Source organism: Shewanella carassii (genome assembly GCF_002777975.1).
Taxonomy (GTDB): domain Bacteria; phylum Pseudomonadota; class Gammaproteobacteria; order Enterobacterales; family Shewanellaceae; genus Shewanella; species Shewanella carassii.
On sequence record NZ_NGVS01000033.1, the window covers coordinates 175,490 to 190,001 of the forward strand.

The window sequence follows — 14,512 nt, forward strand, 5'->3', positions numbered from 1 at the left end:
ACTTAACCTTGATGCAGAAATAGAAAAGGGACCAGATGGTCCCTTTTTCATATTCTAAATCTTTGAGATTATTCGATGATCTCGGCGTTGTGATAGACATTTTGCACGTCATCACAGTCTTCCAGTGCGGCAATAAACTTATCGAACTGGGCGACATCTTCACCGGACACTTCCACCATGTTCTGTGGCACGAAAGTGATCTCTTCCATCTCAAAGTTGATCTCGGGGAAGGCTTCCAGCAATGCCGTCTTGGCCTTGTAGAATTCGGTGTTGGGGGCGTAGACACTGATCATGCCGTCTTCCAACTCGACATCGGCAACATCGACATCGGCCATCATCAGAACCTCGAGCACCACTTCATCATCTTCACCGGGGAAGACAAATACCGCCTGGTGATCGAACATGTGGGCCACAGTGCCTGGGCCACCCAGCTTGGCATCATTCTTCACAAAGGCCTGACGAACCTCGGTGAAGGTGCGCTTGCCGTTGTCGGTCAGACAGTCGACGATCACCATGCAGTTACCCGGGCCGAAACCTTCATAGCGGGCAGTATCATAGTCTTCACCGCCACCGCCTTTGGCCTTGTCGATGGCCCGGTCGATGACGTGTGCCGGTACCTGATCTTTCTTGGCGCGCTCAATCAGGCGCCGCAGTGCCAGGTTACCGTCGGGATCGACACCGCCACCCTTGGCACACACGTAGATCTCTTTTCCGTAACGGGAGTAGACCTTGGTCTTCTGTGCGGCCGTTTTGGCCATGGATTCCTTGCGGTTTTGATATGCTCTGCCCATCTTTGCAATGTCTCATCAATGCGTTGAAAAAGAGTGGCAGATTCTAGCAGCTTTCCCGCACTAAATGCACCTGTCGGCCCGTTGGGCTGCCGGCAGTGTGAAGCTACGCCTGATCATGCTTACCGTCTCCCGCCGTAGAAGCTCATTGCCTCACTATAGACTTATGTCCAATTCGGCAGAGCGCCATGCTTTGGGTTATGCTGAAAACTCAAGGATCCCTTATTTGGTGCAAACCAACAATAAGGATAGGAAGGGAGGCTGCATGTCTGAGGAAAACCGTATTTGGCCTATGCTGGCGGGTTTGCTGCTCGGGGCGCTGGCGCTGGGGTGTGTCCAGTTGGCTTTAAGTGCCGACAATCTATTGCTTTCACTGTTTGGATGGTGTCTTGCGCTTATTGGCCCTGTATTGGCGCTGCGCTGGGCTTCCCGCCCTGTGGTTCAAAATGCCAAGCAGGCATCCAGCAAGAGCGTAGGTGATGACAAGGCGGCGCAGCAACTGGGCCGGGATGCCAGTCGTATCGCTATCGGCGCTGCCGAAGTGTCTCACTTTGTTGACCAACTTAAATTCACTCTGGATTCCAGCGGCCAGCAAGCCGGGCAAATTGCCGTGGCGGCCAATCAGCTGAGTCATACTACAGTGGCTTTGAGCGAACATGCCGAAGTGGTGCTCAATCAGGCACAGGCATCGCGCAGTGTCAGCATCGAAGGGCGTCAGTATGCCGCCAGCGGTTTTCGTGCGGTTGAAGCCTTGAGCCAGGATGTCGATAAGGCCGCCTCCGGCGTGGGGCAACTCAAGGCGCAGGCCGATGCCATAGGCAAAATCACCGAAGTGATTGACAGTGTTGCTGCCCAGACCAATCTGTTGGCGCTCAATGCCGCCATTGAAGCCGCCAGAGCCGGAGAGGCTGGCAGGGGCTTTGCCGTGGTGGCCGATGAGGTGCGCAGTCTGGCGGCCAAGACCGCAGAGGCTACTCAGAATATTGCCGCCATGTTGACCCAGATTAGAGAGCTGACCGATGGCACCTCACAACTAATGAATCAGGTGGTTAGCCAAACGGCCGGCGCCGTGGATGCCATGAATTCACTGGAACAGAGGTTTGACAGTATCGCTTCGGGTGTCGAGGACTCGGCGCAGGCGTTGGAGCAGATTGAGGCCGCGTTGCGTGAATATCGCGGCACGACGGCAGATATTTCCAATGCCATTACCCATATCAGCGAGTCGCTGACAGATACAGGTCATCGCAGCGAGCAGATCTCCCGTCAGGCTTTTGGGCTGTCGCAGACCACAGAGGGAATGTTCCGGGCGCTTTCGCATTGGGATACCGGCAGTTTCGATCAGCTTATTCTCAAAGAAGCGCAGCAGGCCGCCAAGGCTTGCGGCCAAGCGTTGGAGCAAGGGTTGGCGGAAGGCAAGTTTACTGAGCAGCAGCTGTTTTCGCCGCAATATCGGCCGATAGCGGCGACTGAGCCACCCAAATACAACACCGCCTTTGACGGTTTTACCGACAAGCACTTTCCGGCCTTGCAGGAGCCGATACTGGAGCGTCACCGGGAGGTGATTTACGCCGGTGCGGTCGATAAGAAGGGCTACTTTCCGACTCACAATCAGCGTTTTTGCCAGCCGTTGACCGGTGATAGGGAGCGGGATATGCTGCAAAACCGCACCAAGAGATTGTTCAACGACCCAACTGGGATCCGCTGCGGCCAGCACACAGAGCCGGTGCTGCTGCAGACCTACAAGCGTGACACGGGTGAGGTGATGCACGATCTTTCTGTGCCCATCTATGTTAAGGGCAAACACTGGGGTGGCTTTCGGATAGGCTTCAAGGCCCAGTGATGCTGTAGTGCTACTGCGCCTTGGGCGCTCAAGGCTTGCGGCTGGCTCAGAGACTCAGATGCTCAAACAGCTCTGTGGCCAGGGCACTGAGTTCATCGGCGCTCGGATGAGTATGGGCATAAGTGCGCAGGCCATAAATACCCATCATCAGAAACCGGGTCAGCTGCGCCGGATCTTTATCGGCGGCCAGTTCACCTTGCACCTGGGCCTGCTGCAGTATCTGCTGCAACGCCGTTTGCCATTGCTGTAGATGTTGGCTCACTCTCTGTTGTACAGCCAGATCTTGCTCACCCACTTCGCTCAAGGCTTTGACCAAAAGGCAGGCCTGGCTGGCATCACAGCTGAGGCACTCGCTGACTATGTTGTCCAGATAACGCCGCAGGCATTCGAGCCGTGAACCCTCGGCCGGGAAAAAGCCCTGTAGCTGCTGCTCGCGATCGGCGTGGTACTGATCAATCGCCGCCAGAAACAGCCCGTGCTTATTGTCAAAGGCACAATAGATAGACCCCGGATGCAAGCCGGTTGCCCGGGTCAGATCCTGCATACTTGTCTTGCTGTAACCCTTGGCCATAAAGGCATTCATGGCGCTGCGCAGCACTTTCTCGCGATCGAATTCGGCGTTTCTCATAAGATGATTTCCCACTGTGATGCGCCGAGTTTACTGCAATTTGAATATTTGTTCAAAAAAGGCTTGAATGATCATTCAACAATCTTTATCTTGAACGAACATTCAAATAGGGGCTCAGCTCCTCAGGCTCTGAATAAGGCGAATGCCAGTGACTGAGCCGTTAACTCGCCAAGGGCAGGAACCATGTACCAGAACTTGTTTGAACAGTATCGTCTCAATGACAGCATCACACTCAATAACCGCTTTATGATGGCGCCGCTCACCCGTTGTATGGCCGATGCCGATTTGGTGCCGACCGATGCCATGTTGGCTTACTACGCCCGCCGCGCCGAGGCTGGGCTGATCATCAGTGAAGCCACCATCATTCGCCCGGATGGGCAGGGCTACCCCAACACTCCTGGGATCTTTACCCAGACTCAGATTGCCGGTTGGCGCCGGGTGACAGATGCCGTGCATGAAAAGGGCGGTAAGATTTTTGCCCAGCTGTGGCACACAGGCAGGGTCGCGCATCCGCACTTCTTTAATGGTGAGCATGTGTTGGCACCATCTGCCGTGGGCGTTGAAGGTACAGTGCCGAGAATGCGCGAGCTGAGCTACCAAACTCCAAAGGCGGCCAGCAAGGCCGAGATTGCCGAACTGGTGCGTGATTACGCCAAGGCGGCAGAAAATGCCATTGAGGCCGGTTTCGATGGTGTGGAGATCCACGGTGCCAACGGTTATCTCATCGATCAGTTCCTGCATTATGACAGCAACCGACGTGAAGATGAGTACGGTCAAACGCCTGAAAACATGAGCCGCTTTGCCCTGGAAGTTGTGGATGCCACCATAGCCGCCATAGGTGCAGATCGCACGGCGCTGCGTTTGTCACCCGGGGCATACTTTAATATGAGCGCCGATCCCCGTGACCGTCAGGTGTTTGATTATCTGCTCGCCGAGCTTGGCTGCCGCCGATTGGCCTATCTGCACGAGGGCATGTTTGACGACAGCATGCGCTTTGACTTCCTTGATGGCCGGGTATCGGACTACATGCGCCGTCACTACCAGGGAAATCTGGTGGGTGTGGGTGGCTACAGCCCGGAAACGGCCGCCGAGGCGATTGCTGCCGGGCGTTTTGACCTGGTCGCCATAGGCCGTCCCTTTATTGCTAACCCTGACTATATCGCCAAGGTTCGCAGCGGCGAGCGCCTGCAGGATTACTCGGATGAGATGCTGGCCACTCTCGACTGAAGCAGAACATCCCGTTCGGAGTCTTATCCTTAACCCGCTTAGCCATGGTGCCATCGAGATGCAGTATTGGCGACGCCCGGCGTCCTTGTAGAATTACCCCATATTTGGCGAGTATTTTGGCATACTCGCCGTTTTTTTGATTGTCTCCAGTCCTAGATTGAACTACAGCATTAATTCAGGGACATCTGATTTCAAACAATAAATTTGTTGAGAATGGCATCTTGTTCCCTGACATGCTCGGTCTGGGTCTGCATCGCCGAGTTGGCCTGCATTGCCGAATCAGATACCTGTACCGATAGATCCTTGATCCTGACAGTGTTGTTGTTGATCTCTTCGGCCACCAGACTCTGCTCTTCGGCGGCCGAGGCAATTTGCAGATTCATGTCGGTGATCTGTTGAATGGCATCGCGGATCCGGTTCAATGCTTCGTTGGCGCCTTCGGCCTTGGTAACGGCTTCTTGAGTGGTGTCCTTACTTTGATTCATCACATCGGCCACGGCGCGGGAACCGGCCTGCAACTGCTCTATCATGGCGCGAATTTCTGTGGTGGATTCTTGGGTACGCTGTGCCAGAGTGCGCACTTCATCGGCCACCACGGCAAAGCCGCGGCCCGAGTCTCCGGCCCGGGCGGCTTCGATGGCAGCGTTGAGTGCCAGTAGATTGGTCTGATCGGCAATATCATTGATAACACTCAGAATCGTTGCGATATTGCTGGTGGCGGTTTCCAGTTCTTTGACCTCTTGTACTGCCATCTCTATCCGTTCTGATAGGGCGTTAATTGCATCTGTAGTGGCGCTGACCACTTGAGTACCAACACTGGTGGCGCTGTCGGCGTCTTTGGCCGCGGTGGCTGCGCCCTGGGCATTACGAGCCACATCCGATGAAGTGGTGGCCATCTCATGCATGGCGGTGGCAAGCTGCTCCAATTCATGCAGCTGGGACTTCATGGCGTTTGTGGATTGCTGCAGTTCGGCGGAGGTCATTTCAGAACTCTGCAATATCTGCTGTCCTATGTTCTTGGACTGGGTGATGAGTTGCTGCAGACTGGCGGTAAAACTGTTGAAACCTGATGCCAGAGCCGAAAACTCGGCATCAGTGTCTGTATCCAGTCTCTGGGTCAGATCGCCTTCGCCTGAGGCCACGTCCTGTATCGCCTTGTTGAGGGTTTCCAATGGTCGCATCAGGGCTTTGATCAACATCAATAACAGTGAAATACTGATGATGACGGCGATAATGCTATACAAAACGGAACTGTTGCGTAACTCGCTGACGGCGGCATAGGCGATCTCTTCATCCAGCAGGGCGCCAACATACCAGTTTTCACCGCTAACCTTGGCAAAATCCAGAGTATAAGGTTTTCCATCAATTTCTATTGATTGGTTGCCTTCGGTCAACGTCACTTTCGGTAGAAAATGACTCATGGGCTTACCGTTAAACTCGGATTTGGGGTGAGCGACGATAGTGCCATCGCCGGTAACGATAAATACGTAACCGGCATTGAAGAGTTGTACTTCGTTAACCAGGTTGGCCAGTCGAATCAAACTGACATCGTAGAAGATGGCGCCGATAAATTGTCCTGCATCTTTTACCGGAGTGGCAATGGAAACCAGCATTTCCCCGGAAGCCGCATCGGTATAAGGAGAGGTGATGATCAAGCCATTGGCTCGCTTGGCATCTTTATACCAGGGGCGAGTCCTGGGATCCCAATTGGCGCCAGGATCCCAGTTGGGATCATTGTTGATGTTCGAACCATCGCTTTCATAACCGAAACCCACCAGTAGAAAACTGTTTTTTATTACGGGACGGGTGATCACATCGCGGATGTGCTCAGGCGAGAGATCGGTTTCCAGCAAGCTGGTTGAATAGGCGGCCAGTTTCTTGCGCGAGTCCAGCTCGGCAGAAACCGTGTTTTTGAGTCCATCCATGATTTCGGTCACGCTGGCTCCTACCTGAGCCTGCAGCTGTTCCTGAACTGCAAAGTATTGTTTGCTGGAAAGCAGTGCAACTGTTACCAATAGCAATGCAGAGGAGGCGGCGACAATCTTGTGGCTGAACTTCATTGTTTATCCTCTGATATTTGATGTATCCCATAAATATATAGACAGAAATCAGCCCACCAGCCATTGCAGCCAGGACAATAGGCGATATTTGTTTTACAAGAATAGTGCAAGCCGAATATTGCTGCCGAGATGCCGAGGCATTGGGTGCGGTTGGTATTGAATCTTGTCCCAGGTTAGCCCCTCGCTCTGCTGAACAAGGGGCTGCATGGATTATTGGTTATCGTCTGCCATCTGCTTGATAAAGTTAGCGACATTTTCACCGGCTATGCGACCAAAGACTATGGTATCGGCTATCGCATTACCCGCCAGGCGGTTGGCACCATGGACACCACCAGTGACTTCCCCTGCGGCATAAAGTCCTACAATAGGCTTGCCGTCTTTAGTCAATGCCCGGGTGTCAGTGGCGATTTTAAGGCCGCCCATAGTGTGGTGAACCGCAGGCTTAACCTGCACGGCATAGAGCGGGAAATGCAGATCATCGGCCATATTCTTGCGGCCAAAATCGCTGTCCTTGCCACTGGCCTGAAAACCGTTATAGCGTTTGACGGCGGCGGCTGCCGTTTCGGCATTCATTTGGGTTTTGGCGGCCAGCTCTTTGGCATCGGCGGCTTTGTAGATGATACCCAGCTCCAGCATGCCCCGCAGTTGCCCCAGACGTTCAAACACGGTTTCATCAAATACCAGCCAGGCGTCTTTTCCGGGTTGAGCCCAGATGCACTCGGAGACTTTGTCCCTGGGGCCCATCTCGTCACAGAATCTGGCACCATCGCGGTTCAGCAATATGGCACCGGCGCCGCGTGCTGTGCCGGAGATGACCCTTTTACCGGCCGCTGCTGTAGGGAAGGCCTGGATTTGGTCGATATCTACAGTATCCACGCCAATGGCGGTGGCAAAGGTGAGCGCATCGCCAACATTACCTGGGTTATTGGTAGAGTCCACCCCCTTGAGATCCGGTCTGTATTTGGCGACCAAGGCATTGTTGCGGGCAAAGCCGCCGGAGGCGATCACCACGGCCTTGGCTGCCAACAGGTTCACCCCACTGTGTTTCCCTTGCACCAGTACTCCGGTGATTTTGCCTTGTTTATCTTGCACTAAGCGTATCACCTTGCTGTTGGTACGAGTTTCAACTCCAAGTTTTTCGGCCGCATTTTTCAAGGTATTGATGATTTCCGGGCCGGACTTGGCGCCGCCGCTGGGCCGGTGCAGACGTTCGGCACTGTGGCCACCGGCACTGGCCGCGGAAGTCATATCTGCGCCCAAGGCCATCAACCAATCGATACCGGCACTGCCGTTGTTGACCAGGGTATGCACCAGATCCGGGTTATTGAGTTGGTGCCCACCCTTCATTGTGTCCTGATACCAGAGCGCCTTGCTGTCCTGATAACCACGAAACGCCTGGGTCAGGGTCTCTGCCGAAGCCATGCCACCGGCGGCCAGCATGCCATTGCCACCTATATAGGGTTGTTTCTCAAGTAAAACCACATCCTTGATGCCGTGCTGGCGGGCCGATACGGCCGCCGCATGCCCGGCGGCACCGGCGCCAATGACCAGAAGCTCATGCTGTTCCACCGGACCTGCGGCCAGCGCCTTGTCTATGGCTTGCTGAGATACTTCGGGGAAGACATAGGTATCCGCTACCTTATCGTTCGCGGAGAAGGGGATATGAAAACTGCTCTTGAAGCTATCATGGCAGGTCTGACACACCATCACAGGCTCCTTGTGGCCTGAGTGGCAACTGGTGCAGGACAGGTCAATAAGATGACTGTGGTGGGGCGAAAGCGGTTGCTTTACCTGCTGAGCCAACTCCTGCAGCGAGCCGTGGCAACTGATACAAGCCTGGTTTTCCCGAGCCTCGTTGTCTTTTACCTCTATGGGCTGACTGTGGCAGGACTGACAATCGGCGCCAGCCTGTTTGATATGGTGCTCGGCCAGACCCGCAGCAGATACCATGCCGGTATACAGAAATGCAGTACCGGCCAATAACATTATTCTTTTCATGAATATCCTCACACATAGTTTTGTTATGCCTTGATAATATTGTTAATGCATGGGTGAGTTATCAAACCAATCGTTTTCGTCTGTGACGTTAAAAAAACTAAAGTGTTAAGAGAAAATATGAGAATAATTCCACCAATGAAGGCGGTGATTTGTTTTGAAGCGGCTGCTAGACTCAAGAGTTTTAAATTGGCAGCGGTTGAACTGAATGTGACGCCGGGCGCAATCAGTCATCAAATCGCCGCATTGGAAAACTTTGTTGGTAAAGAATTATTTGATCGTAGTCACAGGCAATTGGAGCTCACTCACAGCGGCCGAAAATATTTCGCCAGAGTCGCAATTATTCTACAAAATATGGAGGAGGCCACCATAGATCTTGGGGTTCAGGGGCATAGCCCTTCATTGAAGGTGGCTGTGCCGCCGTCACTCCTGAAAAACTGGCTATTGCCAAGAATGAGCCAGAGCCATATTTATCATAAGGGGATCAGTATCGAATTTATTGACACCCTGGAATATCTTGATTTTGGTAGCAATGGTCTGGATTTGGCAATTAGATACGGTTATGACTCTTGGGATAACTATTATTCGGTACATCTTTTTGATGAGGAAATGGTTGCCGTTTGTCACCCTGAATATTATGCGGTTAATTATGAATCTTTGACGCAAAATGCCGTCGATAATATGACTTTAATATATACCAATAATAGATTGGTACAGTGGGATATAGTATTACAGTACTTTAACATTGAACGGCGAGCACAACAGTCCAGATTGGTATTTCAAAATTCAGTTCAGGCCATAGAAGCCGCGGTCTTGGGCGCGGGAATTGCCTATGTCAACCGCTTGCTGGTGGAGAAGGAGCTGGAGAAACAGCGTTTGGTGATCCCGTTTGAGATCCGCATGCCTGAGCACAAATCGCCTTCATATCATCTGGTCAGCACCTTCGAGCGGATGCAACATGAATCTACTGCGCTGATTTATCAGTCTATTCTGGAAGAGGTAAAACGTATCCCGGAGCGTTCTTCTGTCAGCACAGGTCGGCAGCGGTTGGGGGGTTCAATCCCTTTGGGATAATCAAACGCCGCCCTTGAGCGGCGCTGCTTACTTTAACGTTGGATTACGCTTTATCTTTGGCTTTTAAAGCTGACAGCCTGGCCGAGGCCAGTCCCAGTAAACTGCCATTCGGGTAATGACCGCGCTTGTCGGCCTTGCCGGTTTCCATATTGCACAGCAATGCCATCGCCTCGGTCACATGCTCGACCGTCCAGATATGGAACTTGCCCTTGCTGATGGCGTCCACCACAGGCTTTTTCAACATCAGGTTGTGGGCGTTGGCCGCGGGAATGATCACCCCTTGGGTATGTCTACGCCCCTTGATGGCACAGACATCGAAAAAGCCTTCAATCTTTTCATTGACCCCGCCTATGGGCTGGGCTTCACCGAACTGGTTCATTGAGCCTGTGATGGCAATATCCTGGCGCAGGGGAACCTGGGCGATTGCAGAGATAATGGCGCAGCATTCGGCCATGGAGGCACTATCGCCATCGACCCCGGAATAAGATTGCTCGAAGGTCAGGGAGGTGGTTAGCGGAATATCGGCCTCGCGTCCCAACAGGGTTTTGATATAGGCCGAGAGGATCCACACCCCCTTGGAGTGAATACGGCCGCCGAGGCGCACCTTATGTTCTATATCCAACACTTCGCCTTTGCCAAAGGCTGTGGTCGCGCTGATGCGGTTGGGCAGGCCAAACTGATGATCTGTGGTGGCGATAACCGACAGGGCGTTGACCTGGCCACAGACCTTGCCGTGCACATCAATCAGGGTGGTGCCCTTGTGAAAGCTCTGCATCAGTTGATCCCTGAGACGCGATACCCTTTGCTCCTGCTGCGCCAGTGCCTGCTCCACATGGGCGAGGCGAATACTGCGGGCGTTGGCCGCCTTGGCGCAGTAGTGGGTCTCCCGCAGCAGATTGGCGATATTGGCCGAATGCAGTGACAGTTGGGTTTGGTCATCGGCCTGGCGCGAGCTGAATTCGATTATCCGCGCAATGGCGCTGCGATCGCAGTGCAGCATCTGGTTGTCGTGCACTATCGAGGAGATAAATCTGGCATAGAAGCATTCGGCCTTCGGACTTCTTGGCATCACATCTTCAAAGTCGGCGGTTACCCGAAACAGCTCGCTGAAGTCGGGATCATAATGCTGCAGTAACTGGTAGGTCTGGTTATCACCGAAGAGCACGATTTTGACATCCAGAGGGATAGGCTCCGGCGCCAGTGAAACTGTGCCGGACAGGGAGACTTCACGCTCCAGCGAGCTGAGATCCAGACTGCGGGAACGCAGTGCCCGCTTGAGTCCGTCCCAAACATAGGGCCGTTCCAGCACCTTGACCGCATCCATCAGCAGCACCCCGCCATTGGCCTTGTGCAGGCTGCCGGGGCGGATCAGCGAAAAGTCGGTAAAGACAGTGCCGCGGTAAGTGGCGTTTTCCACATAACCAAACAGGCCGTGATAGGTGGGGTTTTCCTCTACCACCACAGGGAATTTCTGCTCCTCCTGACCCACCAGCAGGTTGACCTGATAGCGCCTGGGCATCTTCTTTTCCAGCGAGGCATAGGCCAGCGCCAGTTGGTCTTCACTCTCCTCTAGGAAGATATCCAGATTGCCGAGCATATCTTTCTGCATCGCCGTCAGAAAAGAGCGGATCTCCGGCAGGCTGCGGTATTCATCCTTGAGCGGCTTGAAGAAATGGCTCAGTACTTCGCGGGCCACCTGTTCATCGTGTTCCTGTTGCTTGGTGCTGAACTCCTCTTCCCATTCGGTCAGTTGGCGGATAATGCCACGCAGGCGCGATTCCAAGTGCTTGATATTCTGTTCAAACAGCTGTTGCTCGGCTTCTGGCAGGGCGAGATAGGTTTCCTCGGTATGCGGCTCTTCGCCGTTCAGCGCCATCAACTGATACTCGCCCTGAGTGTTGATGGAGAGGCTTATTTTCATCCCCTTGGCTTCTTCGCTCAGAGCCAGCAGCGCCGCTTCCTGTTTTTGCGCCAACTGACTCTTGAGCTTGTCGGCGCGGCGGTAATACATCTCGTTGTCAAACGCCAACGGCAGCGCCTTGACCAGCCTGAGAACCAGTTTTTCCATCTCTTTCTTGAAAGTGACGCCCTTGCCGGCGGGCAGTTTGAGCACCTTGGGGGTACGGGTCTGGTCGAAGTTGGCCACATAACACCAGTCGTTAAGTGTCTTGTCGGTAAATTCATGGCGCTTGAGATAACGCAACATCATGGTGCGTTTGCCCAGACCATTTTGGCCTATGGCATAGATGTTGTAGCCCTTCTCCTTGATGGACATGGCAAATTCCACCGCACTCTGGGCCCGCTCCTGGCCTATGATGTCATCCAGCGGCTCCAGTTCGCGGGTAGACTTGACCTCGTCTCCCAGATTGTCGAGATTGGCGGGACGATATACCTGACTGGCATCTAAGTTGGTGACGGCCATGGGCGCTTCCTTGTTCAAATAGGGCAGAGAAAAGTAAAACTGCTTTTTATGACAATAAGATGCGCTGCAGCCTAAAGCAAACGTCAAGCCGAATAAGTCTCTCGGGCGGTTAATTTTTCACCCGTAAGCAACATTTGCTGCCTGAACCCAGGGATAACACCTACCTGTCACCGGGTAGCAGAGTATAATGGCGGTTTGCCCTAAGCTTTATTTTTGAAGGACTCTCCATGGAATTTGCCGCTTTTTCTCTGCCCGAACCGCTACTGACCAATCTGGCCGGACTGGGTTTTAGCAAGGCAACCCAAGTGCAGGCAGAGGCCATTCCTTTGGTGCTCGCCGGCAGCGATCTCCTGGTGCAGGCACAGACGGGCACAGGGAAAACCGCCGCCTTTGCTTTGCCGCTGCTGGCGCGTTTACTGCCCGCCACGACTGATAGAGCAGTAAAACCCGCAGCGCCCAAGGCTCTGGTGCTGGTGCCTACCCGGGAGTTGGCGCAGCAGGTTTTCGATAACATTAAAAGCTATGCCAAGGGCTGCGAGCTGAAGATTGCCATTGCCTATGGCGGTGTGCCGCTCGATGGGCAGCTAAAGAACTTCAAGGATGGCGTCGATCTCTTGGTCGCCACGCCCGGGCGCCTGCTGGATCACCTTAAAAAGCGCAGTCTCAGGCTGGATAAGGTTGAGACCCTGGTGTTTGATGAGGCCGACCGCATGTTGGATATGGGGTTTGAAGATGAGATCTCGGCGCTGATGAAAAAGATGGCCAAACAGCGCCAGACTCTGCTGTTTTCCGCCACCTTCAACGACAACATCTGGCGTCTGGCAAAGACTTTGCTGCAGTCTCCCAAAGTGCTGGAGCTGCAAGCATCAGAGCAGGATGGCAGTATCAAGGAGCGATTGATTGAGCTCGATAGCGAGCGTAAGGCCGCCGCCGTTGCCGCCCTTTGTCGCCGGCACGACTGGCGTCAGGTGTTGCTGTTCAGCCGCACCAAGGAGGGCGCCGACAAACTGGTCTGTGAGCTCAGTGCCGAGGGCTTGGCCGCCAGTGCGCTGCACTCAGATCTGAGTCAGGCTCAGCGGGAGCAGACCTATCAGGCGTTCAAGGCGGGTGAATGCCGTTTGCTGGTGGCCACAGATGTTGCCGCCAGAGGCCTGGATGTAGCGGCCTTGCCTTGCGTTATCAATCTGGAGCTGCCGTTCAAGCGCGAAGATTATCTGCACCGCATTGGCCGCACCGGCCGCGCCGGCATGGAAGGGCTCGCCATCACCCTATTCAGTCGTGACGACGAGCGCCTCCTCGAAGAGCTGGAAGCCATGCTCGACAGACGCCTCCCCAGAGAATGGCTGCCCGGGTTTGAGCCGGATCTCAACCGCAGTTTTGACGCGCCGAGAAACCAGAGTAAAGCTGCCCAAAAGCAGCGGGCCCGCAAGAGAGCGCTTGGTAAAAGATAGCAAGTCTGATTTAGTAGAGCCATCAGGGATGATTTCACGGCGTGCCGAGAAGCCGTTAGGACGAAAGCCCACGGCAGATGCTTGAGAGTTTTGCCGAGTGTAAACCTATGCTGTTCAAGCCGTTTGAGTCGATGCATCCCCTTTATCTTTGGGGTGGCCGATAGGTAGGAAACGCTATTGGGTTCATTCGCCAAAGTGGGTCAGTTGCGCTAAGCTAGTGGCCCGGTTTTCAAGAAACAGTCTCCTGGGGGAGCCATGTTCGTAGTCGATACCCATACCCACACAGTTGCCTCTACTCACGCCTACAGCACGATCCATGATTATCTGGCAGTCGCCAAGCAGAAAGGGATCCGTTTGTTTGCCACCACAGATCATGGTCCGGCGATGGCCGATGCACCGCATTTCTGGCATTTCGTGAATCTCAGGGTGTTGCCGCGGATAGTCGACGGCGTGGGGATATTGCGCGGGATTGAAGCCAATATTACCAATCTGGAGGGGGACATCGACTTCTTTGGTGAGTTCCTGGAAGAGCTGGACTTGGTGCAGGCCGGGTTTCACGAGCCGGTATTCCCTCCCGCCGACAGTGACAGCCATACTCAGGCGCTGCTGAACTGCATTCGCAGCGGCAAGGTCGATATCATTACCCACCCAGGCAACCCCAAATATCCACTGGATCAGGAGCTGATTGTCCGCGCCGCCGCCGAGCATAATGTGGCGCTGGAGATCAATAACTCCTCTTTTGCCTGCTCCCGCAAGGGCAGTGAAGACAGCTGCCTCAATATTGCCAAACTGGCGAAACGATTCGACGCCCAATTGGTGATGGGATCAGATTCCCATGTTGCCTTCAGTCTGGGTGAGTTCCCGCTGGCGCTTGAGATAGTGGATGCCGCCGGTTATCCAAGAGACAGGCTGCTCAATCGCGAGCCATTGGCGCTGCTGAATTTCTTGCAGCAGCGAGGCCACAAGACGCTTGGTGAGTTAATCGACTACTTTGAGCGTGAGGCGGTTGCAGGCTAACCTGGTTCGC

Annotated in this window: 10 protein-coding genes; 5 read left to right on the forward strand and 5 right to left on the reverse strand. The window is 54.0% G+C overall.

The genetic code is table 11. The features are described 5' to 3' along the window. Positions 1 to 68: 68 nt before the first annotated feature. The gene (locus tag CBE72_RS16985; protein WP_100145258.1) at positions 69 to 791 is read right to left on the reverse strand and encodes a YebC/PmpR family DNA-binding transcriptional regulator; all 723 of its coding nucleotides are present in this window, start codon (positions 789 to 791) and stop codon (positions 69 to 71) included. Positions 792 to 1,053: 262 nt separating this feature from the next. Between CBE72_RS16985 and CBE72_RS16990 the strand changes: the two genes are divergently transcribed. Then, positions 1,054 to 2,628 carry a methyl-accepting chemotaxis protein gene (locus CBE72_RS16990; protein ID WP_229672003.1) on the forward strand — a complete coding sequence of 525 codons (1,575 nt, stop codon included), beginning with the start codon at positions 1,054 to 1,056 and terminating at the stop codon, positions 2,626 to 2,628. Positions 2,629 to 2,674: 46 nt separating this feature from the next. Here CBE72_RS16990 and CBE72_RS16995 read toward each other — a convergent pair whose 3' ends face one another. Then, complete coding sequence (locus tag CBE72_RS16995) at positions 2,675 to 3,256, reverse strand: TetR/AcrR family transcriptional regulator (protein WP_028781551.1); 582 nt, start codon at positions 3,254 to 3,256, stop codon at positions 2,675 to 2,677. A 183-nt stretch (positions 3,257 to 3,439) separates the two neighbouring features. On the opposite strand from CBE72_RS16995, the gene CBE72_RS17000 reads away from it, so the two are divergent. After that, positions 3,440 to 4,483, forward strand: coding sequence for an alkene reductase (locus CBE72_RS17000; RefSeq protein ID WP_100145260.1), 1,044 nt, complete (start codon positions 3,440 to 3,442; stop codon positions 4,481 to 4,483). A gap of 191 nt (positions 4,484 to 4,674) precedes the next feature. Here CBE72_RS17000 and CBE72_RS17005 read toward each other — a convergent pair whose 3' ends face one another. Together CBE72_RS17005 and CBE72_RS17010 are read right to left on the reverse strand one after the other, a co-directional pair. Then, a complete protein-coding gene (locus CBE72_RS17005) occupies positions 4,675 to 6,543 on the reverse strand; it encodes a methyl-accepting chemotaxis protein (RefSeq protein ID WP_100145262.1) in 1,869 nt (622 codons plus the stop codon). 210 nt (positions 6,544 to 6,753) lie between these two features. Continuing rightward, complete coding sequence (locus CBE72_RS17010; RefSeq protein ID WP_100145264.1) at positions 6,754 to 8,541, reverse strand: flavocytochrome c; 1,788 nt, start codon at positions 8,539 to 8,541, stop codon at positions 6,754 to 6,756. Positions 8,542 to 8,658: 117 nt separating this feature from the next. Between CBE72_RS17010 and CBE72_RS17015 the strand changes: the two genes are divergently transcribed. Continuing rightward, positions 8,659 to 9,612 (forward strand): LysR substrate-binding domain-containing protein, encoded by a 954-nt coding sequence (locus CBE72_RS17015; protein ID WP_100145266.1) that lies wholly within the window; start codon positions 8,659 to 8,661, stop codon positions 9,610 to 9,612. Between the two features lie 43 nt (positions 9,613 to 9,655). Here CBE72_RS17015 and CBE72_RS17020 read toward each other — a convergent pair whose 3' ends face one another. Next, positions 9,656 to 12,034, reverse strand: coding sequence for a Lon protease family protein (locus tag CBE72_RS17020; RefSeq protein ID WP_100145268.1), 2,379 nt, complete (start codon positions 12,032 to 12,034; stop codon positions 9,656 to 9,658). Positions 12,035 to 12,261: 227 nt separating this feature from the next. Here CBE72_RS17020 and CBE72_RS17025 point away from each other — a divergent pair, with 227 nt between their 5' ends. Further along, positions 12,262 to 13,485, forward strand: coding sequence for a DEAD/DEAH box helicase (locus CBE72_RS17025; RefSeq protein WP_100145270.1), 1,224 nt, complete (start codon positions 12,262 to 12,264; stop codon positions 13,483 to 13,485). A gap of 255 nt (positions 13,486 to 13,740) precedes the next feature. Further along, positions 13,741 to 14,502, forward strand: a complete 762-nt coding sequence (locus CBE72_RS17030; protein ID WP_100145272.1) for a phosphatase — start codon at positions 13,741 to 13,743, stop codon at positions 14,500 to 14,502. Positions 14,503 to 14,512 lie beyond the last annotated feature (10 nt).